Below are 26,151 nucleotides of genomic sequence, written 5' to 3' on the forward strand. Positions count from 1 at the left end.
CCGAAATCATCTTGTATCAGCGCGTGAAGGCCTGTGCGTTACCGGCATCGACATTGATCATGTTGCCGGTGGAATTCGCCGACTGGTCGCCGGCCAGGAAATAGACCGCCTCGGCAATGTCCGAGGGCAGCACGTCGCGCTTCAGCATGGAGCGGTTGCGGTAGTGCTCTTCCAGTTCCTTGCCGGTGTCGATGCCGTGGGCGCCCGCGCGTTCCTTGCGCCAGTCGCCGTCCCAGATCTTGCTGCCCTTGATGACCGCATCGGGGTTGACGACGTTGACGCGGATGCCGTGCGGCGCGCCTTCCAGCGCCAGACAGCGCGCAAGGTGGTTCGCCGCCGCCTTGGCAGAGGCATAGGCGGAGGCATTGGTAGCCGCCGCCACGCCGTTCTTCGAACCGATGAACACCACCGACGTGCCGCCCTGCTCCTTCATGCCCTTCAGCAGCGGCCATGCGGCGCGGCTGGTGAGGAAGTAGCCCTGCGCCAGCACGTCGTAATTGCGGTTCCACAGTTCGATCGTGGTCTCCTCGATCGGGGCCGAGGAGGCGATACCGGCATTGGCGACCAGGATATCGAGCCCGCCGAATTCCCGCGCCGCCACGGCGAAGGCTTCGGAGACTTGCGCTTCGTCGGTTACGTCGCAGACGGCGGCGCGGACAACGTCCTTGCCGAACTGCTTGGCGAAACCGGCGCGGACTTCCTCCACGGCACCCGCATCGCGGTCGGCCAAGAGCACGCAGGCGCCGTCCGCCATCAGGCGCGCGGCGGTAGCGGCGCCGATGCCGCCTGCGCCGCCGGTGACCAGCGCCACGCGGCCGACCAAGGGCTTGGGTGCGGGCATGCGCTGGAGCTTGGCTTCCTCAAGCAGCCAGTATTCGATGTCGAACGCTTCCTGCTCGTCGAGCGCGATGTAGTCGCCGATGGCCTCGGCGCCGCGCATCACATTGATGGCGTTGCCGTAGAATTCCCCGGCAAGGCGCGCGGTGGTCTTGTCGGTGGCGAAAGTGATGCGGCCAACGCCCGGCACCAGCACGACCACTGGGTTGGCATCGCGCATGGCAGGCGAGTTCGCCCGCTTGCAGCGCGTGTAATAGGCTGCGTACATATCGCGATAATCGGCAATCTTCTGCGCCAGATAGGCATCGTCCTGAAGCCGCGCGGGATCGAGCGTCAGGGGAGCGATCTTGGTGCGCAGGAAGTGATCGGGGCACGAGGTGCCGAGGGCAGCCAGCCGTTCGAACTCGGCCGAGTTCACGAATTCCAGCGCTTCGGCATCGTCCGAAAAATGGCCGACCTTACGCCGCGCGCCCGTCATGTTGGCACGCAGGCGGGGCATAAGGTCGGCAGCAATGGCCGCGCGGTCCGAGGAGGAGGAATGGACCGCACCACCGAAAGCAGGTTTTTCGGAAAGTTTCGCGTTGAGGTAGTTCGCCGCATCGGCGATCAGCTCTACGGTATGTTCGTAGCAGGACTTGGCGCTGTCCGCCCAGCAGATGATGCCATGGCCGGCGAGCATGACGCCCTCGACGCCGGGGTTGGCCGCCACATAATCGCGCAGCATCACGCCCAGCGTGTAGCCGGGGCGCTTCCAGCCGAGCCAGCCGATCTTGCCGCCCCAGATTTCCTTGGTAGCCGCCTCGCCGCCCGAGCTGGCAGCCAGCGCGATGATCGCATCGGGGTGGACGTGATCGACATGCGCGAAGGGCAGCAGCGAGTGCAGCGGCGTATCGATGGAGGCAGCGCGGCCGTTCAGGTTGAACGTGCAGTGCGGCAGGAAACCGACCATCTTGTCGTCGTCTTCCGGCCCTGCGTAGTGCTTCTCAAGGCCGAGCAGCTTGTGCTGGTAGAGCGTGGCGAATCCGTCCAGCTTCATCGAACCGATGTCGCCGCCCGAACCCTTCACCCACAGCACTTCCACCGTCTCGCCGGTCAGCGGGTCGATCTCTTCCAGCTTGGCGGAGGTATTGCCGCCGCCGAAGTTGGTGACGGTCAGGTCCGAACCGAGCAGGTTCGAACGATAGAGCAGCAATTCGGCGGGGGAGAGCGTGGCGGCAACCGAGTCGTCCCAACGGCTGGAGGGGACCGAGAAGGGAAGCGCGGCGCTGAGAGCCGCCGGTTTGGCCGGTGCGATAGTGTCCATGGGCATCCTCTAACGAAACCTCTTTTCAGGTTCAATCTGATTCGATACTAAACGATCAAATCCAATCAAACAACACCATGTTCAAGCATGGCGACAAACGGGCAGAGAGAATGGCAGGAAGCGGCACTTTCATTGTCGTCGATATCGGCAAGACGCTCAGCAAGCTGACGCTGTGGACGCGCGACGGGCGCATGATCGACCGTCAGGTGCGGCCCAACATGCCTTGCGAAGTGGACGGCGTGCGCTGCCTGGATGCCGCAGGAATCGGCCAATGGCTGCGCGCCACGCTGCGCGGCTGGTCCGGCCATCCGGTGGAAGCGCTGATCCCGGTCGCCCACGGCGCGGGGTTCGCGGCACTCGATGAAGAGGGCCTGCTGTTCCCCCCGCTCGACTACGAACAGCCGATCCCCGCTGACGTCATGGCGGCCTACCGCAAGGAGCGGGACCGATTCGTGCTGACCGGGTCGCCCGCCCTGCCCGATGGCCTGAACCTTGGCGCGCAAGTCTACTGGATGGCGCAGCGCCACCCGGAGGCGATGGAACGCGCGACCTTGGTGCCATGGGCGCAATATTGGGCGTGGTTCCTTTCCGGCGGGCTTGCCAGCGAAGTAACCAGCCTTGGCTGCCACAGCGACCTCTGGTGCCCGGCGGACGCGCGCTTTTCGCCGATGGCGGAGCGGCTCGGCTGGGCAGAGCGCTTTGCGCCGCTCGCCAAGGCCAGCGATGTCGTCGGCACCCTGCGCCCAGAAATCGCCGCCGAAACCGGGCTTCCGGCCAACGCCAAAGTGCTTGCCGGTCTGCACGATTCGAATGCCGCCTTGCTCGCCGCGCGGGGGTTTGCCGAGATCGCCCGACAGGAAGCGACGATCCTCTCCACCGGCACATGGTTCATCGCCATGCGCCTTGCGGCAGAGCCTTTCGCGATTTCCGCCTTGCCCGAGGCGCGCGACACGCTGGTCAATGTCGATGCCTATGGCTGGCCGGTGCCCTCCGCGCGCTTCATGGGCGGGCGCGAGATTGAATCGGTGATCCAGATCGACACCCGCCGCGTCGATATCCGCCCCGACCAGCCCAAGCTGATGGAGGCCGTGCCCGCCCTGCTGGAACGCGGCACGATGATGCTGCCCACACTCGCCCCCGGCTTCGGCCCCTTCCCCGACGGCAAGGCCGAGTGGATGAACCGGCCGGAGGAATGGGCCGGCACCTGGTATGCCCGCCGCGCCGCGATCTGCCTCTACGCGGCGATGGTCGCGGATACTTCGTTGGACTTGATCGGATCGAAGGAGCGCCTGCTGATCGAAGGGCGCTTCGCCGATGCCGAAGTCTTCGTGCGCGCCCTCGCCGCGCTGCGGCCGGACACCAAGGTCTATGTCGCCAATGCCCATAACGACGTCTCGTTCGGTGCCTTGCGGCTGATCAACCCGCTGCTGCAGGCGCAAGGCGGCCTTCGGCGCGTCGAGCCGCTGGAAGGCCGCCTTGAAGCCTACCGCGCGAAGTGGCGCGAACACCTGCGGGAACCTGCCTGATGATCACTGCCTCGATCCCCGATTTCCGCGAGGCCGCGCGCCGCCGCCTGCCGCGCTTCCTGTTCGAGTATATCGACGGCGGCTCCTATGCCGAGGAAACGCTGCGCCGCAACGTCTCCGATCTTGCCGGCCTTGCCCTGCGCCAGCGCGTGCTGCGCGACGTCTCCGCGCTGGACCTCTCGACCGAACTGTTCGGCCAGAAGCTGGCCTTGCCCGTAGCCCTTGCGCCCATCGGCCTTGCCGGACTCAATGCCCGGCGCGGCGAATGTCAGGCCGTGCGCGCGGCGGACAAGGCGGGGATTCCCTTTACGCTCTCCACCGTGGGCGCCTGCACCATCGGCGAAGTGGCAGCGGCGGCAGCCAAGCCGTTCTGGTTCCAGCTCTACATGATCTGCGACCGCGCCTTCATGAAGGACCTGCTGGCAAAGGCAGTGGAGGCCGGCTGTTCCACGCTGGTCTTCACGGTGGACATGCCCGTGCCCGGCAGCCGTTACCGCGACTATCACACCGGCCTAGCCGGCACCGGCGGCCTGAAAGGCGCGGCGTGGCGCTTCGCCCAGGCCGCCGTGAAGCCCGACTGGGCCTGGGACGTCGGCATCAACGGCCGCCCGCACACTTTGGGCAATGTCGCGCCGGTGCTGCAGGGCAAGACCGGGATCGAGGATTTCTTCGCCTGGATGCGCAACAATTTCGACCCCTCGATCAACTGGCGCGACCTCGATTTCATCCGCTCCGAATGGAAAGGGCCGCTGGTCATCAAGGGCATCCTTGATCCGGAGGACGCGAAGGAAGCCGCTCAACTCGGCGCGGACGGGCTGGTCGTGTCCAACCACGGCGGCCGCCAGCTGGACGGCGTGCTGTCCAGCGCCCGCGCACTGCCGCCGATTGCCGATGCGGTGGGGGACCGGATGACGGTGCTGGCCGATGGCGGCATCCGCTCCGGCCTCGACGTGGTGCGGATGCTGGCGCTGGGCGCCAAGGGCGTGCTGCTGGGCCGCGCATGGGCCTGGGCGCTGGGCGCCGGCGGCGAAGCGGGCGTGACCAAGATGCTGAAGCTGATCGAGGCAGAGATGCGCGTCGCCATGGCGCTGACCGGAACCACGAAAATCTCCGAGATCAACCGCAGCTGCCTTGCTGACTCATAACAACAAAACGAGAGGATAACACACCGATGGGAGGCAATCCGGCGCTCGGCGTCGTGTTTCACTGGCTGGGCGGCTTTGCCTCGGCAAGTTTCTACGTGCCCTACAAGCGGATCAAGCTGTGGTCGTGGGAGATTTTCTGGCTGGCCGGGGGCATCTTCTCGTGGCTGATCGCGCCTTGGGTCTTCGCCTCGCTGCGGACCGAGAACCTGCTGGGCGTGCTCTCCGCCACGCCAACCTCCACGCTGCTGTGGTGCTGGTTCTGGGGCGTGATGTGGGGCTTCGGCGGGCTGACCTTCGGGCTGACCATGCGCTACCTCGGCCTCTCGCTGGGCATGGCGGTGGCGCTGGGGCTGACCACGGTGATCGGCACGATGGGGCCGCCGATCTTCCACGGCACCATCGGTGAAATCGCCAGCCGCACCAGCGGCCAGCTTACCCTGCTGGGCATCGTGATCACGCTGGTCGCCATCGTCGTCGTCGCACGGGCGGGGCATTCGAAGGACAAGGATCTGGGCGGCCAGGCGAGCGAAGGCGTGGCCGAGTTCGACTTGCGCAAGGGCCTGCTGATCGCGGTGTTTTCCGGTGTGATGTCGGGCTGCTTCGCCTGGGGGCTCGACGCGGGCCAGCCGATCCGCGATCTGACACTGGCGGCGGGCACCGATCCGCTGAGCCAGGGCCTGCCGGTGCTTTGCGTGGTGCTGGCGGGCGGCCTTACCACCAACCTGATCTGGTGCGCGCTGCTGATCCGCCGCAACCGCAGCTTCGGCCAGTTCTTCGGCGCCAGCAACGCGGAAGGCGGCAATGCCCGCGCACCGCTTCTCGCCAACTATCTGCTGGCCGCGCTGGGCGGCACGCTGTGGTACTTCCAGTTCTTCTTCTACACGATGGGCGAGAGCCAGATGGGCCGCTACGGCTTCTCTTCATGGACGCTGCACATGGCCTCCATCATCCTGTTCTCCACACTCTGGGGCTTTGCGCTGAAGGAATGGCGCGGCGCCAGCACCCGCACGCGGGCCATGGTGCTGACCGGCATCGGCATGCTGCTGGGTGCAACGATCGTGATCGGCGCAGGCAACATGCTCGATGCCGGTGGATCGATTTGATGGATTTTGAGCGAAATTGGCGGCATGGGGTTGGCAGGGCGATCCCCCGGCATGGCGGACAGGAACCGATGCATTCTACCGAGCGTGAAAGACTGATCCTCGAAGCCCTGCGCCCCACGGGGTTCGTGACTTATCGCGATCTGGAAGCGCAGCTTGCCGCCTCCCCCGCGACGATCCGGCGCGACCTCTCGCGACTGGAGGAGGAAGGCCAGCTTCTGCGCGTTCACGGCGGCGCCAAGCTGCCGGAGGAACGCGCTGACCGCCAGCCGGGCCTTGCCGGCACGCCGTTCGAACAGTCGATCACCCAGCACCTTCCCGCCAAGCAGGCCATCGGCAAGGCCGCCGCCGCGCTCTGCCAGCCGGGAGAGGCGATCATGCTCGACGGCGGCACCACCACCTTGCAGATGTGCGCGCATCTGGATGGTCTGGACTGTCAGGTGCTGACCAACTCGCTCCACATCGTGCAGGCCCTGCTGCCCCAGCCGGGCACGCGCGTGTTGCTGCCCTCCGGCACGGTGTTCCGCGAACAGAACATCGTGCTTGCCCCGGCTGGCGAAGATTCGATGCCGCGCTTCCACGCACCCAAGCTGTTCATGGGCGCCGCCGCCGTCGGGCCGCAGGGGGTGATGCAGCAGGACGTGATCCTCGTCGCCGCCGAGCGCCGCTTCATGGACCGGGCCGAGGAAGTGATCCTGCTGGTGGACAGTTCCAAGTTCCGCTCCTCCTCCGGCGCGATCGTCTGCGGGCTGGACGAGGTGGACGTTGTGGTCACCGACGCCGGCATTCCCGATGAGATGGCCGAGCGGCTCAGGGAAGCCGGGGTTCGGGTTGTGGTGGCGTGAGGCCACAATCCTCCCCTGCAAGGGGAGGTGGCAGCGCGAAGCGCTGACGGAGGGGTGTCACCGCCGGCGCGGATACCCCTCCACCATGCTTCGCATGGTCCCCCTCCCCTTGCAGGGGAGGAACCGGTTCCCCTTACAACGAATTGCGCTTGGCAATCCCGCCCAGCACCGAAGCACTCGGCTTCGGCGTGCGGGCGAACGTCGTGCGATCCACGCTGCACAGGCCGAAGCGCGGCTTGTAGCCAAATATCCACTCGAAGTTGTCGAGCAACGACCAGTGCATGTAGCCGAGCACCGGCACGCCGTCGTCCATCGCCTGCTTCAGCCCTTCCAGCGCTGCCGGAATGAAGCGCGCGCGCAGGCTGTCGTCTTCGGTGCCGACGCCGTGTTCGGAAACCAGCACCGGAACCTTGGTCTCGGCATGGACATAGCGCACCGCGCCGGCCAGTGACGGTGCCCAGACTTCGGTACCGGACCAGTTGTGATCGCCGTCCGCAGGCGCCGGCAGGCGACCCTTGTCGTTCCAGACGGCGCGTTCGTAGTTCTGCACGCCGATGAAGTCGTCCCCCTGGGCGACATCCAGCCACGCGCCGTAGAGTTCGGCGCGGACCTTGTCGCGCATCGAGTTCTTGCCAGCCGCCTGATCGTCCAGCACCGAGAGCGTGAAGCCCACCGGCAAGTCGCCGCGAACGGCCTTGATCGCGGCACGAGCGGCCTTGTGCCCGGCGAGCAGGCCCTGTTCGAGCGCAGGAATATCCTCTGCACCCGCAACGTTGGCGCAGACGAACTTCTCGACACCAAGGCGCTTGGCCGCCACGTCCAGCGTCTTCTTCTGCATGTCCCAGACCGGGGGCGGCAGCATGTTCTTCAGGATCAGCAGCAGGTTCGGCTCATTGAGCGTCATGGCCATGGCGATATCGGCGCCGATGGCGCGGGCCAGCTTGTCGCAATAGCGCGCGAAAAGCTGCGGCGCTTCCAGGTTGGTCCAGCCCCCCTGCGCGCTGAACCAGCGCGGCGCGGTGAAGTGGTTGAACGTCACCAGCGGGGCCAGGCCGCGCGCGTGGCAGCCTTCGACGATGCGCTTGTAGTGATCGAGCATCGCCTGCGAGAACAGGCCCTTCTCCGGTTCGATCCGCGACCATTCGGCGCCGAAGCGGTAGGAGGTGAGGCCCAGCGACTTCACGATGTCGAGGTCGGTCGCCCACAAGTCCAGACTGTTGCAGGCATCGCCCGAAGGCTCTGCGAAGATGGTCGGCTGCTGGTTCTCGATGAACCAGAGGTCGGAGGCGGTGTTGTTACCCTCGATCTGGTGCGGCGCGGTGGCGGCACCCCAGAGGAAGCCCTTGGGGAATGCGGGGTTGGGGCGCTTGGCGGCAGCACGGGCGGCCATCGGCGCAGCGGCGAGCATGGCGCCGGCGGCGAGCACGCCGCGGCGGTTCAGACTGAAAGCGTCGGTCATCGTAGGGCCCCTCAGGAATGGTCTGCGAAGAAGGAGAGCAATTCGTCGGACAGGCGGCGGTCCGCCGTGCCCAGATGCATCGCCATCGAGTAGTGATTGTGCCCGCTGGCATAATGCGCGCGCGGCAGGCGCCCGTGGCGGCCCAGGCGGCCCTGCAGCATGCTGGCCCATTCGGTCTGGAAGCGTGGCGGATCGAACTCCGCACTGGCCATGAACAGCGGCAGGCGCGTTTCCATCACCGCCGTCAGCGGCATGCGCAGGGCATAGCAATCCTGCGGGCCGTAATAGCGCATGTCCCGCTCATCCAGCGGGGTAACGCCGTAGAGCCCAGAGAGCAACGCCGCCCCGCGCACCAGATCGGCATGATCCTCGCGCGCCTTCAGGAAGGCGGAGATATGGACGGCCCCGGCCGAAGTGCCGAGCAGGAATATCCGTTCCGGATCGCCGCCATGGCCCGCGATATTCGCGCGCAGCCACTCGACTGCGAGGGCCACGTCCTCCGCGCCCGAGGGCCACATGTGCTGGGGGGCAAGGCGGTAGTTCATCACCGCGCCCACCATGCCGTGACCCGCTGCCCAGCGGCCGACATGGGCATTGGCCCAGCTATCCGGGCCGCCGCCTTGTCCGCCCTTATCCCCCACCAGGAAGCCGCCGCCATGGACGAAGAGCAAGACCGGGCGCGGTTCGGCCGCCTCGCCCTGACGATAGAGGTCAAGCCGGTTGCGCGCGTCCGGCCCATAGGCGCAGTCAAGCGCGACGGGGGCAATGCGCGCCGCAAGGGCCTGCTGCTCTGCATCGAACAGGTCGCGGCATGCCGCCACCACGTCCGGGCCCAGCTTCGTGCCCATCGCTGCGATGGCGCTGCCGACATCGGGATGGGTCATGTAGCATCACTCCCTTGGTTCTGGAACAGCCGGGTCAGCGCGAATGTCGTGCCCGCCACGCCCAGCACGGTTCCATAGATCAGCTTCGATACGAGCGCGACGGACCAGGCGATCTCGCGCCATGGACCCAGTAGGCAAATCGCGGCAAGAACGGCGGCGCTTGCCAGCCCGGCCAGCACCACGCGGATCACCGTCCACGCAATGAACCCGCTGCCGCCGGAATAGAGTCCCGTCTTGCGCAAACTGGCCGAAACCACCAGCAGCGGAACCAGCGCGGACATCAGCCCGATCGCGGCCGCTTGCGGAAAGAAATCCAGCGCGAAATGATCGGGGGCGGAGAAACGCAGTGGGCGTACTTCCACGCCGAACACACCGAGAAAGAACGCCGCGCTCAGCACAAGGTTGATCGCGCCGCTGACGCGCTGTTCGCGTCGCAGCCGGGCTGCAATGTTCATGGCCGGCATCCCACATCGAAGCTCTGAAGATCGCGCGCGAGATCGACGGCGCCCGGATAACTGGCGGCGATGCCTGCGCGAATGGCAGGCTCGAACTGCGGCAGCGGCCCCGGCGGCACGGCGAAATGCGTCAATACTACCCGGCCCACGCCCGCCTGCGCGGCAATCTCGCCCACGGCCTGCGGCTTCAGGTGATGGGTGGAAAGATGGCGCTCCATGCCTGCCTGCATCTCCGGCGAGGCGTCCTTGCGGCGGCTGCGGATCTCGCCCAGCAGAGCATCCAGCGCGATCACTTCGCTGACGAACATGTCGCTGCCCTTCGCCAGCGCGGTGACGGCGGCGCTGGGCCCAGTATCCCCGGTGTAAGTGACGCTGCGCGATCCCAAGCCAAAGCGATAGCTGAGCGAGACGTTCTTCGCATCGGGCTTGCCGTCATGATCGAAGTGGCTGTTGGCGGCGGCCTTGACGGTCACCCCCTGCCCCAGATCGAGCGTCTGGCCATCGGCAATCTCGATCACGCGTACCGAATCCGCCGGACGCGGCGGCGGGGTGCCAAGACCGAATCCGATGCTGCCCGGCGTCGCCAGAGAGGCGACGATGCCGTCGACCACCGTCCGCGTGCCAACCGGGCCGTAGACCGTGAGCACGCCGGGAAACTGGTTCATCCAGCGCAGCCCGATCACGGCGGCAAGGCCGCCGGTATGGTCGAGGTGGTTGTGGCTGATGAACACCGTATCGATGGCGCCAAGGTCCAGCCCGATGCGGGCCAATTGGTCTACCGTGCCGTCGCCGGTATCCACCAGTATCCGGCGATCACCGATGGTAAGCAGATTGGCGGGCTCCGAACGTTCCGCCGTGGGAACCGGCCCGCCCGCCGTGCCCAGCGTCGTCCAGCGCAGCGCCGGACAGTCCGCCGCACGGGCCGTCTCCGCACGGGCCGTCTCCGCAAGGGCTGGGGCGGAGGCCAGCGCCGCCACCAGCACCAACCCACTGCCGAGGGCCCACATCATCTTCCCGCATTTCACCTGCATCGTACCCCTATGTCGTCACGCTCTGTCCGGCTGATCGAAATGCCGGCCGGGCCCTCACGCGAAGGCTCCGGCCGGTTGCCATCAGAACTTGGCGTCCAGGCTGATGCCGACATTGCGGTACGACTGCGGGCCATAGATCGCGCCGATGTTGGACGCGCCGTTGTACGGGAAGTCGCTCTGCATCAGGCTGGGCTCGTGCACGTTGAAGGCGTTGCGCACGAAGACCGCGACGCTGTAGCGATCGTCCGCCGTCTTCACGCCGATGCGCCCGCCGACCATCCAGTGCGGCCTGTAGGTGGTGTCCTCCACCGAGTTCGCTTCATAGCGGATGCGCGATTTCCAGACCGTGTCCACCGAAACGAAGCCGCCGAAACGTTCACCCAGCGGAATGTCGTACTGGCCGGACAGCGTGAACTTGTAGCGCGGCGAATAGGCCAGCTGGCTGCCGCCGATATCGGTCCCGTCCGTGCCGATGAAGCCGTTCGGATAGGTCGCCTTGGCAAAGATGAAGCCGGTGTTGAGCGAGAAGTTGTGCGTCACGTTGCCGAAGAAGTTGATCTCGGCACCGCGCGTCTTCACGCCGTTGATGTTCTTCTGATCGCACGAGATGATCGCGTTGGCATCCACCGTGCACTGCTGCGCCTGAAAGTTGTCGATCTTCATGTAGAACACGCTGAGATCGGCCACCCAGGAACCGAACAGCGTGGCCTTGACGCCGGCCTCATACGAAGTCGGGATTTCGGGCAGCACCACATAGGGCGTGGCGCCGGTCGGCACCGCGATCTGGCCGCCCTTGAACCCGCGCGACACGGTGGCATAGGCCATCGCCCGCGAGGTGAGATCGTACTGCGCGCCAAGGCGCCAGGACCACTTTTCGGTGTTCAGCACGGTCTTGTCCGTGATGATGCCGGTGGTGTCGAACGTATCGAGGGAGAGCCTGTCGGTGGTGTAGCGTACGCCGCCGATCAGGCGGAACTGGTCGGTGACATGGCCGGTCGCCTGCCCGAAGAAGGCCAGCGATTCATCGCGGATCGTCAACTGCGGCGTGGTAGTGGAAACGATGGGAATGGTGACGCCCGGCACCGGGATCAGCGTAACGTCCACCGTCTCTGGATCGCGGGTCTGCTTCTGGTTCGAATAGAAGGCGCCCACGGTATATTCGATGGGCTGCCCCGCTGCCGAACTGATGCGGAATTCCTGCGTGAACAGGCTCAGATCGCGATTCACCGCATCGTTGTGGACCTGCAGTTCCAGCGGATCGGCGCGGAACACGTTAGAGGAGGCACCAAGACCGGTCTCGGTCGACTTGCGATAGGCGGTGATCGCGGTCAGCGTGAAGGGATCGGCAGCGTAATCGACCTGCAGCGATCCGCCGTAGTTCTCTGCCTTTCCGGTGTAGCTTTCATCGGTGCAGTAGTTACGGTTGCCAACGCCCGGGGTCACGCCGCAGGACGCAAGGCGATCGGTGATGCCCACGGGATCGAAACCGGCGCCGCCAAGGAACGGCCCCGGGCCGCCGGTCTTAACGAAAGTGAAGAAGTCGCCGCCGTTCTCGATGCTGCTATGCGCATAGTCGCCATTCAGGTTCACGGTAACGCGGTCGGTCGGCTCCCACAGGAAGCGGCCGCGCACGCTGTAACGGTTGGTGTCGTTAAGATCGCCGGTCGTGGCATTGCGGTTCACGCCCTGCCGCAAGTTGGCGACGCCGGAGACGCGCAGGCCGGCATTGGCGGCGATCGGCACGTTGACGAGGCCCTGTATCACCTGGTTGCCGTATTTCGAACCGGCAGTGCCGGCGTCCGAAAGCTCGGTACGCAGACGGGCAGAGAACTGGGTGAAATCGGGCTTGTTGGTGGTGATGTTGATGACGCCGGCCGAAGTCGTCAGGCCGAACAGCGTGCCCTGCGGGCCCTTCAGCACTTCGACGCGGGCGATGTCGAACAGGTCCGAAATGTTCGCATTGCCCTGGCTGACCTGATCGACGACGACGCCGACCGAGGCCACCGCGCCGGGCGAGAAAGTCTGCGTGCCAATGCCGCGGATCGAACCGCCGCCACCGGTGTTCTGGCCGGGTGCCGCCTGGATTTCGAGGCTCGGCGCGATGCGGGCAAGGTCGTTCACGGTGTTGACCTGCTGCCGCTCCAGCTGCGCGGCGCTGGCAACAGTGATCGAGATCGGAACCTCTGTCACCTTCTCCGCGCGGCGCTGGGCGGTGACGATGATCTCGCCGGTGTCGGCAGCTTGCGGCGCCGCCTGAGGAGCGGTCGTATTCGCGGCGTCCTGCGCCATGGCGGGCGTGCCGAGGGCACCCACGGCTATTCCCGAGAGCAGCAGCGCCTTGTGAATGGTGTTCATGATGTCTCTCTCCCTTGTGTTCTTTTGTGGCTTGGATGGGGTCAGGATTCGTCGATGACGGGGTTGGTGAGCGTGCCGATCACGCCGATGGAGACTTCCACCGTGTCTCCGGCCTTGAGGTAGAGCGGGGGCTTGCGCTTATCGCCAACGCCGCCGGGCGTGCCGCTGGCGATCACGTCGCCGGGCTTCAGATCGGTGAAGGTGGAGCAGTAGGCGATGACCGTGGGGATATCCCAGATCATGTCCGACACCGGCTGATCCTGCACCAGTTCGCCGTTCACCCGGGTCTGGACGCGCTGCGAGGCAAGGTCCGCGACATCCGAAGCGACGACCATCGACGGGCCGAAGCCGCCGGTGCCGGGCCAGGTCTTGCCGGGGGTGAACTGGATGTTGTGGCGCTGCCAGTCGCGGATCGAGCCGTCATTGAACGGCGCGAAACCGGCGACATGCTCCCACGCGTTCTCCGGTGCGATGCGGCGGCCGCCCTTGCCGATGATGACGGCCAGTTCGCCCTCATAGTCGAAGCGCTCGCTTTCGGGCGGGCGGACCATGGCCTCGCCATCGGCGATCAGGCTGTCGGCCCAGCGGGTGAAGATCGCCGGGTGTTCCTTCTGCTCGCGGCCGGTCTCGGCAACGTGGGTCGCGTAGTTGAGGCCGACGCAGAGGATCTTTTCGGGGTTCGGAACGACCGGCAGCAGCTTTACGACATCGCTGGCGAACTCGCCGGTGGCGGGCAGCGCGGCAAGGTCACCGGCCAGCACGTCCTTCAGCCAGGCGTCGCCGCCGGCCTTGCCCAGATCGAGAACTTTGTCCCCTTCGAGGCGGCCGAAGCTCTTGCTGCCATCGGGACGTTCGAAGCTGATATAGCGGTTCATGCGTAGTCTCCCCTGCCCCGCGAGTGCTGCGGCGGCGGTCAAATGGTCAGAGCGGCGCGGCTTCCCAGTCGCGGCGGAAACGGAAGCGCTCCTCGGCGCGGCGAAGGCCATCGAAATCCTTGTCGGAAATGCCCCACTGGTCGATGCGGTTCGGCGGCCAGGTCCAGTCTTCCGGGGCGCCGGCCTTGTAGTCCTGCGGCACCTTTTCGACGGCGGTCGAGAACTCGATCACCGGGCCGAACGGAGCGATGAAGTAGGCGTAGACATTGGCGCCCGGGCCGTGACGGCCGGGGCCCCATGCGGGAACCATGGCGTGATCGCGCAGACGCCCGATGCCGCGCATCACCGCATCGATGTCCTCCATTTCGAAAGCGACATGGTTGAGCGAGGCGAAGCCGGCGCGGGCGAAGGCGGTGGAGTGGTGGCTGTCGTTGCAGCGCACGAAGACCATGCCCTTGGTACGGTCGGAAACGAGGAAGCCGAGAATGTCCTCCACCGCATGCCCGCAGGCTTCGGCATCGGCGGCGTTGAACACCACGTGGGTCAGCTTCACCGGCAGGTCGCGTCCGGTGATCGGTTCGACTTCGGTTGCGCCCACCAGAAAGCGCAGGATCGTGCCTTCAGGCAGTTCGACCAGCAGGCCGTGCCCGCCGCCAAGATCGTGGCTGACCGTCAGGCTTGCAGTCCAGCCCGAGGCGACGATGCGCGCCTTCAGCGCTTCCAGTTCCTCGGCCGTACAGACGAAGGTGGTCGAGCGGACGAATTCGTCTTCCGACTTCTCGAACGCCACGAGGTAAGGGAACGGGCCGGAGCCGCGCAGGTAATGCGTGTCGCCCTGAACCTCGGCAGCTGCCATGCCCCAGATTTCGATCATGAAGGTGGCGGCGGCGGCCGGATCGGGCAGCGCCAGTTCGATGCTGCGCAGTTTCATGCTTCTGGCTCCTGAAGAAGACCCGCGGCGCGGATGCCCGCGCGGGCGCACTGGGCATCGCACTCGCCGGTGTCACCGCTGACGCCCACGGCGCCGATCAGGGTGCCGGCGGCATCGCGGATCACTACCCCCCCGGGAGAGAACGCGATGCGGCCGCCGACGGCAGCGGTGACACTTTGAAAGAAAGTCGGGTTGCCCTTGGCCCGCTCGGCCAGAACGGCGGTATCCGCGTCCATGCCCACGGCGCCCTCGGCCTTGGCCTTGGCAATGTCGAAGCGGTAGAGGCTCGCCCCGTCCTCGCGGGCAAAGGCGATCGGGTGTGCGCCCGCGTCGAGCACGATCACCGCCAATTGCTTGGCATTGCGGGCCCGCGCTTCGGCAAGGGTGCCGGTGACGATGGTCTGGGCCTGAGCCAGCGTGAGGGTCATGCGGCAAGCTCCTGATGGTTGAAAAGCTGCGCCGCTCGGGCTGCGAGGAGGTCTTCGGCGCTATGGTTGGCCGTACCGAAGACGTAGTGGTCGGGCCGGATCAGCACAGCATCTACGCCGTGTTCGTCGAGCCATGCGGTGACGGCGCCATTGTCCGGCAGAGTGCCGGCGGAGATGCGGGTAACGTCCTCGGCACGGCCAGGCACAGCATCGTCGCGGACGAAGAGACGCCAGTCGCCGCCGGTCAGATCGTCGAGCTTGCGGCCATCGGTCAACACCGGCTGCACGAAGCGCGCGCCAGCGCCGAGGGTCTGGGCGAGAACCACGCCCTCGGCAATGGAGGGGATCAGGTCGTGCGCGGTCTCGCCGGCCTTCTGGCGCGCTTCCTCGCGGATGCGGGCATCGCGGGCGGCGGCCGCTGCGGGATCGAGTTCGCAGATGTAGCGACCAGCCGCGACGGCCGCCCCGATCACCGCACGGACATGCGGATCGCGCTCACGCTGGTAGGTGCCCAGCACCGAAGGCTCGGCGCCGTGGTTGGCCACCGCGTCCATCTTCCACGACAGATTGGCGACATCGCGCAGGCCATGGCACATGCCCTGCCCGAAGAACGGCGGCGTCTGGTGCGCGGCGTCTCCGGCCAGGAAGACATTGCCGACCTGCCACTGATGCGCGACGAGGCCGTGGAAGCGATAAGTGGCGGCGCGCACGATCCGGTGCGGCACATCGGCCATCCACGCGCCGACCAGTTCGGCCACCTTTTCCGGCGCCGACATTGCAGTGTCGTCCTCGCCGGGGAGCAGCATGAACTCCCAGCGGCGATGGTCGCGGCGGCCAGGAACCACGGTGGCGGGGCGCGAGGGATCGCACATCATGACCGAAAGGCGCTGAAGATCGGCTCCCTCGGGCACACCGGAGAGCGGCGGAAACGCGACCGGTCCTTCCACTTCGGCATCGACGACGAGCCAGGGCTCTTCGAAATCGAGATCGTCCAGCACGACGCCCAGCGCCTTGCGCACTGTGCTGCGCGCGCCATCGCAGGCGATGACCCAGCGGGCCTTGACGGTGCAAGTCTCAGACCCATCGAGATACTCGACCGTGACGCCTTCACCGTCCTGCGTCAGCCCGGTGAAGCTGGCGCCCAGCTTCATCTCCACATTCGGCATCGCCGCAAAGCCCTCACGCAAGTGCGCTTCGAGTTCGGGCTGGTAGAAGAAGTAATCGTTGGCCCAACCGAACGGACGCGGCTTGCCCACGGTGCCCATGTAGCGGATCACGCCGTGGTCGGCGCCGACATGCAGGTGCCCGTCAGTGGCGATCATGTCGCCCTGAACCCGATCGATCACCCCGGCGGACTGGAACAGGCGCATCATCTCGTGATCGAGATGGACCGCGCGCGGCAGCGGATAATGTTCCAGTTCCCGTTCGAGAACCAGCACCTTGAGCCCTTTCAGGCCGAGAAGGTTCGCGGCCAGCGCGCCCACAGGGCCGCAGCCTACGACAACCACGTCGTACGACATCGATTTAGCCCCTGATTTAACCCGTCGTTTCGATCTCGGCAGGCGCCTTGTGGAATGCCCCGCCCTTCATGATCACGGTCAGCCGGTCCTTATCCTGCAGCACCGCGACATTCGCCGTGGGATCGCCATCGACCAGCAGCAGGTCGGCCAGCCAGCCCTCCTTCACCAGCCCGACCTCAAGACCCATCAGCTCGCCGCCGTACTGCGTGGCGGAGCGCAGCGCCTCGGCGGGGGTGAAGCCGAAGTACTGGACGAAATGCTCCAGATCGCGAGCGTTGCGGCCATGCGGATTGAACGGGAATCCGTAGTCGCCACCGGTCAGGATACGCACGCCGCGCGCCTTCAGTTCGGGCACCAGCTTGCCTTCAAGGCTCATGCGCTCATGCGCGCTGGCCTTCATATGCGTCATGTCGACATGCGGCGGCGGATTGGCCTCGATCGCCGCCACCGAAACGCCGGGACCGGGCGCGTAGAAGAACTTGTCCTTGTCCGCCGCCATCCGGTCAACCGTCGCCGCGTCCGCGAAAGAGCAGTGGTAGAGAATGCGCGCACCGGCATCGAGCGCGAGGCCGATGGCTTCCGGCGAATAGGCGTGGGTGGCGATCCACATGCCCGCCTCGCGCGTGGCCTCTCCGGCCGCCAGCATTTCCTCGCGGGTGTAGAGCACCTGCATCGCCGAACCGGGCTTCAGCGCATCCTCGCCGGAGACGACCAGCTTGATCGACTGGACGCCCTCGTCTTTGCAGTAGGACACGAACTTGCGCATCGCATCGGGCCCGCGGCCGTTGAACACGTCGCCGGTCTCAACGCCTTCGTCGCCTTCCGGACTGCGTTCGAGGGTGGAGGGGACCATGCGCGGCCCCGGCGTTTCGCCCGCTGCGATGGCTGCAGCGAGTTCCGGCTCGATCATGTCGCCCAGCGCGCCGGCCGAGTAGATCGAGGTGAAGCCGTGATCGAGCAGCACGCGCGCATTGCGCCAGGCCGCGACCTTCAGCTCGTCGGGCGGAAGGATGAACTGGTGGTAGATCTTCTCGACCGAAGATCCCCAGGTGAGGTGGGTGTGCGCGTCGACCAGACCCGGCATCAGCGTCTTGCCGCGCCCGTCGATGGCCACATCGGCAGTTTCACCCGCCAATGCGTCGTCACCGTAAGCCACGCGGGCGATCCGCTCGCCGTCCACCAGCACCGAGCCGGTCTGGAGAGCGCTGCCGCTGCCGTCGAAGATGGATACATCGCGGATCAGGGTCCGCATCGCTCTCTCCCGTTTTTGTCTTTCGAGTTGAGAGCGATTTAGCGGGTCAGCGCATCCAAAGTAAAATAATGATATTTCGGATCACCATAGTCAAAAACTATGGAACGGGTGGAAGCGCCGCCAGCATCGCCTCGCCCAGCGGGGAAAGGGCGCCGCCTTCCATCCGCAGCACGCCGACGCTGCGTTCGAACACGGCCTCGGCAATGGCGATGGCGCGGATCGAGCCGTCCGAAGTGCCGTCCAGCGCGACGGTGCGCGGCAGCACGGTCACACGGTCAGTATCGCGCACGATGGCGCGGGTGGTCAGCAACGAGTCGCAGCGGATCGTGATGCGCGGCACCGAGACGCCCGCCGCGATGAACAGCGCATCGACCTGACGGCGGAACGCCCCGCGCGCTTCGGGCAGGACCCATGGCAGCCCTTCGACCTCGCGCAGCGAAACACGGTCGCCCAGCGCGGCGTGGTGACGGCCGACGATCAACGCGAAAGGATCGCGCGCGGCGGTCACTTCCACCATGCCTTCGGGGATGGATTCGATGCGCGTCGTCACCATCGCGAGTTCGATCTCGCCCTGCCGCAGCATCTCATGCAGTTCGGCGTCGGGCCGTTCAACGACGCTGAGCGCGAAATCGCCCACGGCCGCTTCCATGCGCATGATCGCGCCGGGCAGCAGGGTCAGCAGCGCGCCGGGGGTGCCGCCGATGCGCAAGGGGCCGGAGATGCGGTGGCGGGCATGTTCGACATCGCTCACCGCATCGGCCAGCAGCGTGGCCAGCGCCTCGGAGCGGCGTTGCAGCACCAGCCCCTCGCGCGTCAGCACGATGCCGCCGCGCCCGCGCTCGAACAGAACGGTGCCAAGGCGACTTTCGAGCAAGGCGATGGTGTTGGAAACCGAGGGCTGCGACAGGTTCAGCGCCCGCGCCGCCGCACTGATCGATCCGGTTTCGCAGACCGCGCGGAAGGTCAGCAACGCGCGCGGATCGACCGCAGGTAGGCGCGCCTTTCTGGGCGCGGAATGGTCAGCCATGAGTCCCCCCTCCCCGTTCCCGCCTAGACCTGACGCTTTTCGAGCTTGCGTGCCAGCGTCCGGCGATGGAGGCCCAGACGGCGCGCCGCTTCGGAAATGTTGAATTCGCATTCGACCAAGGTGCGGTGGATATACTCCCACTCCAGCGTCTTGATCGAACTCTTGCGCCCGTCCACCGGCACGCTGGCATCGCCATCGACGCTGGCGAAAGCCGCCTCGATATCGTCGGTGTTGGACGGTTTGGCGAGGTAGTGCGAGGCGCCCAGCTTGATCGCCTCCACCGCCGTCGCGATCGAGGCATAGCCGGTCAGCACCACGATCCGCGTCTCGGGCGAGCGCGCGTGCAGCGTCTGCACCACCGAAAGGCCGGATGAGGCGCCCAGCTTCAGGTCCACCACGGCATAGTCGAAATCGGCGGCGGCGCAGAGCCCTTCCACTTCTTCCGGGCTGGCGGCGGAACTGACCAGATAGCCCCGACGCTCGAACGAACGGCGCAGAGTGCGCGCGAAGGTGGGATCATCCTCGACGATCAGCAGTGTGGCACTTTCCGCGTCGCTCGCGGCACTCTCTGTCATGGCTGGCTCGGTCAAAAGGGGGCCCCGGCTTATTCGTCGCCCTTTCTGGGCTCATAGGCCAGTGTAGCAAGGGGAATCGCAAGTTGCACCCTTGCGCCGCGATCGGGCAGATTGTCGACCGCGACTTTGCCGCCCAGCTTGCGGATCACGTTGACCACCAGGAACAGCCCCAGCCCTCCGCCGTCGCGCCCCTTGGTGGAGGCATAGGGCTGGCCGACGCGCGGCAGGATGTCCGGATCGAAGCCGGGGCCACGATCGCTGACTGTCAGGACGAGGCGGCCGGATTCCACCCATGCCTCGATCACCACAAGGTCGGGCGAGACTTCCACGGCATTGTCGATGACATTGCCGATCACTTGCCGAAGGCCCGGATCGGAGACGATCGAGCGATCCTCATCGATGGAATCAAGGAAACGCAACTCGCCCGGCATACGTGGGCGCCACTCTTCGAGGATCTCGCCGATGAAACCGCGCAAGGTGGTGACGGCGGGCGCAATACCGCGCATTTCGCCGGCCGACATCAGGATGCCGCTGACGATGGTCTTGCAGCGATCGAGTTCGCGGCGGACGTCGACAAGGTCCGCCGAAAGGTCCGGATCTTCGGCAATCGCCGGCTCGTGCGTCCAGTCGCCGAGAATGACGGAGATCGACGAGAGAGGCGTGCCCAGTTCATGCGCCGCGCCGGAGGCGAGCAGGCCCAGGCGGATGATGTGGTCCTCCTCCGCCGCCTGCTGGCGCAGCGCGGCCAACTTGGCATCGCTCTCGCGCCGGGTGAGGTCGAGGCGGGCGACGAAGACGATCAGCAGCACCGCCGCCAGGACGAAGCATAGCAGGCTGCCGTAGATATAGAGCTGGAACGGGTCACCCACGTGCTGCACCGGCAGGCGCAGCGGCTGGTAGTAGAACGTCAGCAACAGCACGCAGAGGCAGGCGTTGACCGCCACCAGCGAACTCCAGCGCAAGTCCAGAATGACGGCGGCGATGACGATCTGCAGCAAGAACAGGAAGGTGAACGGATTGGTCGCCCCGCCCGAATGGTAGAGCTGCCAGCACAGCGCCACGACATCGATCATCAGCGCAGAGAATAGCTCCCCCTGCGAGAACGACTGTCTTCGCAGCACCACGCTGGCGGAAACGAGATTGACCACGATCAGCAGCAGCGGTGCCAGCAGCAGCGGCGCCAGTGAAAGCTTCACGCCCAGCACCTGCTGGACGGTGACGATGGTGACAAGTTGGCCGATCACCGCGGTCCAGCGCAATTGCGTAAGCAGGACGATATTCGCGCGGCTGGCGGAACTTCCCGGAAGCCCCCTCGGCGCGAACAGATCGATCAGCCGTTCCATCGGCGGCGGCGCCAGACGAAGACCAGCGCCATGGCCGACATCGCCGCCATCGCAAACCACGTCAGCGCATAGCTGAGGTGGTTGTCGGGAAAGTGGATCTGGGTCAGCCCCGGCACCGGGGTCAGGCCTTTGGGACGGTTTGCCTGTTCCACTTGCACATCGACGAAGGCCGGCACGACCGCGCCGATGCCGCGCGCCTGCGCCATGGCGTTGACGTCGCGCGAGTACCAGCGGTCGACCTGCGGCTGATTGGACTGGAGCAGGCTGCCCTTGGGCTCGTCCGAACGCAGCAGGCCGGTGACGGAAACCGGACCCTCCGGCGTGGTCGCGGCGGCGACTTTGGCGGTAGTGCCCGCCGGCACGAAGCCGCGGTTCACCCAAACCTGCCGTCCATCCTCAAGCCGCAGCGGCGTCATCGTCCAGTACCCGGTGCCCAGATCGGTGGCGGCCCGCACCAGCGCGGTCGCCTTCCCCAGATACCGACCCTGAAGCGAAACGCGCAGATAGTCGAGGTCCGAACCCTTCACGCGCGCCAGCCGGTCGTCGGCAGGCAGCGGGATCGGCGCGGCGTGGACGCGCGCGTCGACGCGGGCGATCAGCGCGTGCTTCCACTGCAGGCGCTGCACCTGCCAGACGCCCAGCGTCACGAATGCCGCCATGGCCAACAACAGAAACGCGGCGAGCCCCCAGGGCCGCCGCGCTTCGTTGGTTTCGATCATCTTGTGCATGATACGCGTGAAACCGTGACGATCAGGGCAGCTGGCCCATGTCGTGCGCGTTCATCGGCATCATGTTGTGGTTCAGGTGGTACATGACCCACAGCGAACCCGAGAGCGTGATCACAAGGAGCACGATCGTGAAGATCAGCGCCATGACCGTCCAGCCATTCTCGGCCTTCGTGTTCATGTGCAGGAAGTAGATCATGTGGACGACGATCTGCACCATCGCGAAGGCCATGATGACCAGTGCGGTGGTGGACTTGTCGGCGATGGCGCCGGTCATCACCAGCCAGAACGGGATGGCGGTGAGGACGACCGAGAGCAGGAAGCCGATCACATAATCGCGCATCGTGCCATGGCCGCTGGCGTGCACGTCGTCGACGTGCTCGTTGGGGTGGACGTGGTCGCTCATCACAGCATTCCCATGAGATAGACGAAGGTGAAGACGCCGATCCAGATGACGTCGAGGAAGTGCCAGAACAGCGAAAGGCACATGAGGCGGCGCTTGTTCGCCGGGATCAGGCCCTTGGTGCCGACCTGGATGACCAGCGTGAACAGCCAGATCAGGCCGAAGGTGACGTGAAGGCCGTGGGTGCCCACCAGCGAGAAGAACGCGGTGAGGAAGCCCGAACGCATGGGCGTCGCGCCTTCGGCGATCATGTGATGGAACTCGTAGAGTTCGATCGACAGGAACGCCGCGCCGAACACGGCGGTGACGAGCAGCCAGAGCTGCGTCGCGCCGACCTTGTTCTTCTCCATGGCCAGCATGGCGAAGCCGTAGGTGATCGACGAGAACAGCAGCATCGCGGTGTTCACGGCCACGAGCTTGAGGTCGAAGAGATCCTTCGGCCCCGGACCCGCCGCGAAGTTGCCGCCCAGCACGCCGAACGCGGCGAAGAGCATGGCGAAGATGAGGCAGTCGCTCATCAGGTACATCCAGAAGCCCAGCATGGTGCTGCCGCCTTCGGGATGGTCATGCTCGTTCAGGTCGTAGAACGCGGCCTGAAGCTGGGGCTGGGTCAGCGGGGTCTTCATTTCGGTTGCAGTCGCAGTCATCGATCAGGCTCCTGCGGCTGCAAGCTGGCGCGTCCGCTCGGCCTCGGTCGCTTCGACCGTTTCGACCGGGATGTGGAAATCGCGCTTGTAGTTGAAGGTATGGAAGATCGCGTAACCGATCACGCCGAGGAACGACACGGCCGCGAGCCACCAGATGTACCAGATCATCGCGAAGCCAAGCGCGGTCGACAGGCCGGCAAGGATGATGCCGGTGCCGGTGCCCTTGGGCATGTGGATCGGGCGGAAGCCGGCGGTCGGACGTTCGACGCCGCAACGCTTCATATCGTCCCAGGCATCGATGTCGTGCACGATCGGGGTGAAGGCGAAGTTGTATTCCGGCGGCGGCGAGCTGGTCGACCACTCAAGGGTACGGCCGTCCCACGGATCGCCCGTTTCGTCCTTCAGTTCCTCACGCTTCCAGATCGACACGGCGAACTGGAGAAGCATGGCGCCGATACCGCCGGCGATCATCAGCGCGCCGAAAGCGGCAACGATGAAGAACGGCTGCAGCGACGGATCGTCGAACACGCGCATGCGGCGGGTAACGCCCATCAGGCCCAGGATGTAGAGCGGCATGAACGCGAACCAGAAGCCCGGAACCCACAGCCAGAAGCTGACCTTGCCCCAGAACTGGTTGAGCTTGAAGCCGAAGGCCTTGGGCCACCAGAAGTTGATCGCCGCGAAGATGCCGAACAGCACGCCGCCGATGATGACGTTGTGGAAGTGGGCGATCAGGAACAGCGAGTTGTGCAGGACGAAGTCGGCCGGCGGCACCGCGAGCAGAACGCCGGTCATGCCGCCGATGGTGAAGGTCATCATGAAGGCGACCGTCCACATCATCGGCAGTTCGAACCGGATGCGGCCACGGTACATCGTGAACAGCCAGTTGAAGAGCTTCGCGCCGGTCGGGATCGAGATCACCATGGTAGTGATGCCGAAGAACGAGTTGACGCTCGCGCCCGAACCCATCGTGAAGAAGTGGTGCAGCCAGACGAGGTACGAGAGGATGGTGATGACCAGCGTCGCGTAGACCATCGACGAATAGCCGAACAGACGCTTGCCGCAGAACGTGGCGGTGACTTCGGAGAAGACGCCGAACAGCGGCAGGATGAGGATGTAGACCTCGGGGTGGCCCCAGATCCAGATCAGGTTGACGTACATCATCGGCGAACCGCCGAAGTCGTTCGAGAAGAAGTTGAAGCCCAGGTAACGGTCGACCGAGAGCATCGCCATCACCGCCGTCAGCACCGGGAAGGCAGCGACGATCAGGATGTTGGTGCAGAGTGCGGTCCAGGTGAAGATCGGCATGCGCATCATGGTCATGCCCGGCGCGCGCAGCTTGACGATGGTCGCGATCAGGTTGACGCCCGAAAGCAGCGTGCCGACACCGGCGATCTGCAGTGCCCAGATATAGTAGTCGACGCCGACCCACGGGCTGTACGCCAGGTTGGACAGCGGCGGATAGGCCAGCCAGCCGGTCTGCGCGAACTCACCGATGAACAGCGAGGCCATGACCAGCACCGCGCCCGCCGTCGTCATCCAGAAGCTGAAGTTGTTCAGGAACGGGAAGGAGACGTCGCGCGCGCCGATCTGCAACGGCACGATGTAGTTCATGAGGCCCGTGACGAAAGGCATCGCCACGAAGAAGATCATGATCACGCCGTGGGCGGTGAAGACCTGGTCGTAGTGGTGGGCGGTAAGGTAGCCCTCACTGCCGTTGAAGGCGATCGACTGCTGGATGCGCATCATGACCGCGTCGGCAAAGCCGCGCAGGAACATGATGAGGCCCAGGATCATGTACATGATCCCGATCTTCTTGTGGTCCACGCTGGTGAACCATTCCTTCCAGAGATAACCCCAGAGCTTGAAATAGGTGAGGCCGGCCACCAGCGCCGCGCCGCCAAGGGCGACGACGACGAAAGTGGCGAGCACGATCGGTTCCTGTGGCAGGGCGTCCCACCACAGGCGGCCCAATAATGGGCTCCAGTGCGAATGGTCTACGGCTTCCATGTTCTGTCAGTTCCGGGAAATCTGGGAGGAATGCGCGGGCATGGAGATGGGAGCGGCAAGCGCTTCCTTATCCCGCGAAAGGAAAGGCACGGCTTCCTGCGGCTCAGAAATGCCGGCGCCCGAAAGCGTCTTCATCGAAGACGGCGCTTTCACCGAGTGATCGGGCGCGGAACCGGGGTTCTGGCGGCACAGCGCGCGGACCCAGGCGAGTTCGCGCTGGACAGCGGCGGAAGGGTTGACGGCGGCAACGGCTTCGCGGCCGCCGCGGTCGTAGGACAGCATCTCGACATTGCGGATGCCCGCCTTGCCCAGGCCGCCGCGTGCGTCGATGGCCATCATTTCGCTGGCGCACATCTTGCCCGGCTGAACGCACATGTTGAGGATGGCGTTATAAAGGTCGGGCGAAACGGCGGCGAAGCGGGTGACGGGCACCTTTTCGCTCGGCTTTTCGAGCTGGAGGTAGGCGGTGCGGTCAAGCGTGCCGGCATTGGCATCGTCCGAACCGGCAGCCCCGCCCTGCGGAGTGGCGGTTTGCACGTTCTTCACCCAATTTGTGAAGTCCGCATCGGAAAGCGCATGGGTGGCGAAGCGCATGTGCGAGAAGCCGGCGCCCGAATAGTTGGCCGAGAAGCCGACCGAATCGCCGGCGCGGTTCATCACTGCGTGCAGGCGCGTTTCCATGCCGGGCATCGCGTAGATCTGGCCGGCCATCTCAGGCACGTAGAACGAGTTCATCACGTTCGCCGAGGTGATCTTGAACTGCAGCGGGCGGCCGGTGGGCACGACCAGTTCGTTCACCGTGGCGATGCCCTGCTCCGGATAGATAAAGAGCCACTTCCAGTCGAGCGCGACGACTTCGACCTGCAGCGGCTTCACATCGGCGGCGACCGGGGTCTTGGCGTCGATGCGGCCGATGGTGCGGTAGGGATCGAGAAGGTGGGTGCTTACCCAGGTAAGCGCACCAAGGCAGATGATGATGAGCAGCGGCGCTGCCCAGATCAGCAGTTCGAGCTGGGTCGAGTGATCCCAGTGCGGGTCGTACTTCGCGGTCCGGTTCGCGGCACGATAGTGCCAGGCGAACCAGCCGGTGAGCGCCAGCACGGGGACGATGATCAGCAGCATCAGCAGGGTAGAGGCGACGACGAGGTCACCCTGCTGCTGCGCGACATCCCCGGAAGGGTGCAGCACGACGGCATTGCAGGCGGACAGCGCACCCGTCAGGGACAGGGCGGCAGCGATCTTGGCGAGCGCGGGCATGTGCCGCGGCTTCGGTCTGGACTCGGGTGGGCGCATGGGTGGAGCGCCTAAGCCGATGCCGCGAGTGCGAACATAGGACATTTTGTCCAATCCCCTTGACGCCAATCAATGCCGATAGGGCCCCACCATGTACACGGGCGTTTTCGCGCGTCCGCTTTGATTCGTCCGCGACCGGCCTTGCGCGTTCCGCGTGGGTCGCGACCGGACCCGAGACGAAG

The 26,151-nt window shown here is 65.6% G+C and carries 23 protein-coding genes; 4 read left to right on the forward strand and 19 right to left on the reverse strand.

The window, feature by feature from the left end; genetic code table 11:
* Positions 1-16: 16 nt before the first annotated feature.
* Positions 17-2,140 carry a bifunctional rhamnulose-1-phosphate aldolase/short-chain dehydrogenase gene (locus tag ACZ1JC_RS26025; RefSeq protein WP_465148424.1) on the reverse strand — a complete coding sequence of 708 codons (2,124 nt, stop codon included), beginning with the start codon at positions 2,138-2,140 and terminating at the stop codon, positions 17-19.
* A gap of 110 nt (positions 2,141-2,250) precedes the next feature.
* Here ACZ1JC_RS26025 and ACZ1JC_RS26030 point away from each other — a divergent pair, with 110 nt between their 5' ends.
* The 4 genes from ACZ1JC_RS26030 (at position 2,251) to ACZ1JC_RS26045 (ending at position 6,756) form a co-directional block, all read left to right on the forward strand.
* The gene (locus ACZ1JC_RS26030) at positions 2,251-3,666 is read left to right on the forward strand and encodes an FGGY-family carbohydrate kinase (RefSeq protein ID WP_465137407.1); all 1,416 of its coding nucleotides are present in this window, start codon (positions 2,251-2,253) and stop codon (positions 3,664-3,666) included.
* Positions 3,666-4,811 (forward strand): FMN-dependent L-lactate dehydrogenase LldD, encoded by a 1,146-nt coding sequence (lldD, locus tag ACZ1JC_RS26035; RefSeq protein ID WP_465137406.1) that lies wholly within the window; start codon positions 3,666-3,668, stop codon positions 4,809-4,811. The genes ACZ1JC_RS26030 and lldD overlap by 1 nt, the downstream gene beginning before the upstream one ends.
* Before the next feature lie 26 nt (positions 4,812-4,837).
* Positions 4,838-5,914, forward strand: coding sequence for an L-rhamnose/proton symporter RhaT (gene rhaT, locus ACZ1JC_RS26040; protein WP_465137405.1), 1,077 nt, complete (start codon positions 4,838-4,840; stop codon positions 5,912-5,914).
* Positions 5,915-5,982: 68 nt separating this feature from the next.
* Positions 5,983-6,756: a DeoR/GlpR family DNA-binding transcription regulator gene (locus ACZ1JC_RS26045; protein ID WP_465137404.1), complete on the forward strand. Its 774-nt coding sequence runs from the start codon at positions 5,983-5,985 to the stop codon at positions 6,754-6,756.
* A 133-nt stretch (positions 6,757-6,889) separates the two neighbouring features.
* Here the strand turns inward: ACZ1JC_RS26045 and ACZ1JC_RS26050 are convergent, their stop codons facing one another.
* The 18 genes from ACZ1JC_RS26050 to cyoA form a co-directional block, all read right to left on the reverse strand.
* A complete protein-coding gene (locus ACZ1JC_RS26050; RefSeq protein WP_465137403.1) occupies positions 6,890-8,215 on the reverse strand; it encodes a family 1 glycosylhydrolase in 1,326 nt (441 codons plus the stop codon).
* A gap of 11 nt (positions 8,216-8,226) precedes the next feature.
* Complete coding sequence (locus ACZ1JC_RS26055) at positions 8,227-9,099, reverse strand: alpha/beta hydrolase (protein WP_465137402.1); 873 nt, start codon at positions 9,097-9,099, stop codon at positions 8,227-8,229.
* Positions 9,096-9,554: a hypothetical protein gene (locus ACZ1JC_RS26060; protein WP_465137401.1), complete on the reverse strand. Its 459-nt coding sequence runs from the start codon at positions 9,552-9,554 to the stop codon at positions 9,096-9,098. Before ACZ1JC_RS26060 ends, ACZ1JC_RS26055 begins: the two co-directional genes overlap by 4 nt.
* Positions 9,551-10,564 (reverse strand): MBL fold metallo-hydrolase, encoded by a 1,014-nt coding sequence (locus ACZ1JC_RS26065; RefSeq protein WP_465137400.1) that lies wholly within the window; start codon positions 10,562-10,564, stop codon positions 9,551-9,553. The genes ACZ1JC_RS26060 and ACZ1JC_RS26065 overlap by 4 nt, the downstream gene beginning before the upstream one ends.
* A 102-nt stretch (positions 10,565-10,666) precedes the next feature.
* Positions 10,667-12,940: a TonB-dependent receptor gene (locus tag ACZ1JC_RS26070; protein WP_465137399.1), complete on the reverse strand. Its 2,274-nt coding sequence runs from the start codon at positions 12,938-12,940 to the stop codon at positions 10,667-10,669.
* A 41-nt stretch (positions 12,941-12,981) separates the two neighbouring features.
* Positions 12,982-13,815: a fumarylacetoacetate hydrolase family protein gene (locus tag ACZ1JC_RS26075; protein WP_465137398.1), complete on the reverse strand. Its 834-nt coding sequence runs from the start codon at positions 13,813-13,815 to the stop codon at positions 12,982-12,984.
* Between the two features lie 46 nt (positions 13,816-13,861).
* Positions 13,862-14,746: a VOC family protein gene (locus ACZ1JC_RS26080; protein ID WP_465137397.1), complete on the reverse strand. Its 885-nt coding sequence runs from the start codon at positions 14,744-14,746 to the stop codon at positions 13,862-13,864.
* Positions 14,743-15,174 (reverse strand): GlcG/HbpS family heme-binding protein, encoded by a 432-nt coding sequence (locus ACZ1JC_RS26085; protein WP_465137396.1) that lies wholly within the window; start codon positions 15,172-15,174, stop codon positions 14,743-14,745. The genes ACZ1JC_RS26080 and ACZ1JC_RS26085 overlap by 4 nt, the downstream gene beginning before the upstream one ends.
* Positions 15,171-16,694, reverse strand: a complete 1,524-nt coding sequence (locus tag ACZ1JC_RS26090) for a bifunctional 3-(3-hydroxy-phenyl)propionate/3-hydroxycinnamic acid hydroxylase (protein ID WP_465137395.1) — start codon at positions 16,692-16,694, stop codon at positions 15,171-15,173. Before ACZ1JC_RS26090 ends, ACZ1JC_RS26085 begins: the two co-directional genes overlap by 4 nt.
* Positions 16,695-16,710: 16 nt before the next feature.
* Positions 16,711-17,946 carry an amidohydrolase family protein gene (locus ACZ1JC_RS26095; RefSeq protein ID WP_465137394.1) on the reverse strand — a complete coding sequence of 412 codons (1,236 nt, stop codon included), beginning with the start codon at positions 17,944-17,946 and terminating at the stop codon, positions 16,711-16,713.
* 97 nt (positions 17,947-18,043) lie between these two features.
* Positions 18,044-18,973, reverse strand: coding sequence for a LysR family transcriptional regulator (locus ACZ1JC_RS26100; protein WP_465137393.1), 930 nt, complete (start codon positions 18,971-18,973; stop codon positions 18,044-18,046).
* A gap of 23 nt (positions 18,974-18,996) precedes the next feature.
* Positions 18,997-19,548 (reverse strand): response regulator transcription factor, encoded by a 552-nt coding sequence (locus tag ACZ1JC_RS26105; RefSeq protein WP_465137392.1) that lies wholly within the window; start codon positions 19,546-19,548, stop codon positions 18,997-18,999.
* A gap of 29 nt (positions 19,549-19,577) precedes the next feature.
* Positions 19,578-20,891 (reverse strand): ATP-binding protein, encoded by a 1,314-nt coding sequence (locus ACZ1JC_RS26110; RefSeq protein ID WP_465137391.1) that lies wholly within the window; start codon positions 20,889-20,891, stop codon positions 19,578-19,580.
* Positions 20,879-21,619 (reverse strand): SURF1 family protein, encoded by a 741-nt coding sequence (locus ACZ1JC_RS26115; protein ID WP_465137390.1) that lies wholly within the window; start codon positions 21,617-21,619, stop codon positions 20,879-20,881. The genes ACZ1JC_RS26110 and ACZ1JC_RS26115 overlap by 13 nt, the downstream gene beginning before the upstream one ends.
* Before the next feature lie 22 nt (positions 21,620-21,641).
* Entirely contained in the window at positions 21,642-22,022 is a 381-nt protein-coding gene (gene cyoD / locus ACZ1JC_RS26120; RefSeq protein ID WP_395327817.1) for a cytochrome o ubiquinol oxidase subunit IV, read from the reverse strand.
* Positions 22,022-22,666 (reverse strand): cytochrome o ubiquinol oxidase subunit III, encoded by a 645-nt coding sequence (gene cyoC, locus ACZ1JC_RS26125; RefSeq protein ID WP_465137389.1) that lies wholly within the window; start codon positions 22,664-22,666, stop codon positions 22,022-22,024. Before cyoC ends, cyoD begins: the two co-directional genes overlap by 1 nt.
* A 3-nt stretch (positions 22,667-22,669) precedes the next feature.
* On the reverse strand, positions 22,670-24,676 hold the full coding sequence (gene cyoB, locus ACZ1JC_RS26130; RefSeq protein WP_465137388.1) for a cytochrome o ubiquinol oxidase subunit I: 2,007 nt from the start codon (positions 24,674-24,676) through the stop codon (positions 22,670-22,672).
* Between the two features lie 6 nt (positions 24,677-24,682).
* Positions 24,683-25,969: a ubiquinol oxidase subunit II gene (gene cyoA, locus ACZ1JC_RS26135; protein ID WP_465137387.1), complete on the reverse strand. Its 1,287-nt coding sequence runs from the start codon at positions 25,967-25,969 to the stop codon at positions 24,683-24,685.
* Positions 25,970-26,151 lie beyond the last annotated feature (182 nt).

The sequence above is a fragment of the Sphingomonas sp. BL-S-28 genome (assembly GCF_055521515.1).

Coding starts and splice junctions, on each gene's coding strand:
- ACZ1JC_RS26025 (WP_465148424.1), bottom strand. CDS start 2,140: ATGGACACTATCGCACCGGCCAAACCGGCGGCTCTCAGCGCCGCGCTT.
- ACZ1JC_RS26030 (WP_465137407.1), top strand. CDS start 2,251: ATGGCAGGAAGCGGCACTTTCATTGTCGTCGATATCGGCAAGACGCTC.
- lldD (WP_465137406.1), top strand. CDS start 3,666: ATGATCACTGCCTCGATCCCCGATTTCCGCGAGGCCGCGCGCCGCCGC.
- rhaT (WP_465137405.1), top strand. CDS start 4,838: ATGGGAGGCAATCCGGCGCTCGGCGTCGTGTTTCACTGGCTGGGCGGC.
- ACZ1JC_RS26045 (WP_465137404.1), top strand. CDS start 5,983: ATGCATTCTACCGAGCGTGAAAGACTGATCCTCGAAGCCCTGCGCCCC.
- ACZ1JC_RS26050 (WP_465137403.1), bottom strand. CDS start 8,215: ATGACCGACGCTTTCAGTCTGAACCGCCGCGGCGTGCTCGCCGCCGGC.
- ACZ1JC_RS26055 (WP_465137402.1), bottom strand. CDS start 9,099: ATGACCCATCCCGATGTCGGCAGCGCCATCGCAGCGATGGGCACGAAG.
- ACZ1JC_RS26060 (WP_465137401.1), bottom strand. CDS start 9,554: ATGAACATTGCAGCCCGGCTGCGACGCGAACAGCGCGTCAGCGGCGCG.
- ACZ1JC_RS26065 (WP_465137400.1), bottom strand. CDS start 10,564: ATGATGTGGGCCCTCGGCAGTGGGTTGGTGCTGGTGGCGGCGCTGGCC.
- ACZ1JC_RS26070 (WP_465137399.1), bottom strand. CDS start 12,940: ATGAACACCATTCACAAGGCGCTGCTGCTCTCGGGAATAGCCGTGGGT.
- ACZ1JC_RS26075 (WP_465137398.1), bottom strand. CDS start 13,815: ATGAACCGCTATATCAGCTTCGAACGTCCCGATGGCAGCAAGAGCTTC.
- ACZ1JC_RS26080 (WP_465137397.1), bottom strand. CDS start 14,746: ATGAAACTGCGCAGCATCGAACTGGCGCTGCCCGATCCGGCCGCCGCC.
- ACZ1JC_RS26085 (WP_465137396.1), bottom strand. CDS start 15,174: ATGACCCTCACGCTGGCTCAGGCCCAGACCATCGTCACCGGCACCCTT.
- ACZ1JC_RS26090 (WP_465137395.1), bottom strand. CDS start 16,694: ATGTCGTACGACGTGGTTGTCGTAGGCTGCGGCCCTGTGGGCGCGCTG.
- ACZ1JC_RS26095 (WP_465137394.1), bottom strand. CDS start 17,946: ATGCGGACCCTGATCCGCGATGTATCCATCTTCGACGGCAGCGGCAGC.
- ACZ1JC_RS26100 (WP_465137393.1), bottom strand. CDS start 18,973: ATGGCTGACCATTCCGCGCCCAGAAAGGCGCGCCTACCTGCGGTCGAT.
- ACZ1JC_RS26105 (WP_465137392.1), bottom strand. CDS start 19,548: ATGACAGAGAGTGCCGCGAGCGACGCGGAAAGTGCCACACTGCTGATC.
- ACZ1JC_RS26110 (WP_465137391.1), bottom strand. CDS start 20,891: ATGGAACGGCTGATCGATCTGTTCGCGCCGAGGGGGCTTCCGGGAAGT.
- ACZ1JC_RS26115 (WP_465137390.1), bottom strand. CDS start 21,619: ATGCACAAGATGATCGAAACCAACGAAGCGCGGCGGCCCTGGGGGCTC.
- cyoD (WP_395327817.1), bottom strand. CDS start 22,022: ATGAGCGACCACGTCCACCCCAACGAGCACGTCGACGACGTGCACGCC.
- cyoC (WP_465137389.1), bottom strand. CDS start 22,666: ATGACTGCGACTGCAACCGAAATGAAGACCCCGCTGACCCAGCCCCAG.
- cyoB (WP_465137388.1), bottom strand. CDS start 24,676: ATGGAAGCCGTAGACCATTCGCACTGGAGCCCATTATTGGGCCGCCTG.
- cyoA (WP_465137387.1), bottom strand. CDS start 25,969: ATGCGCCCACCCGAGTCCAGACCGAAGCCGCGGCACATGCCCGCGCTC.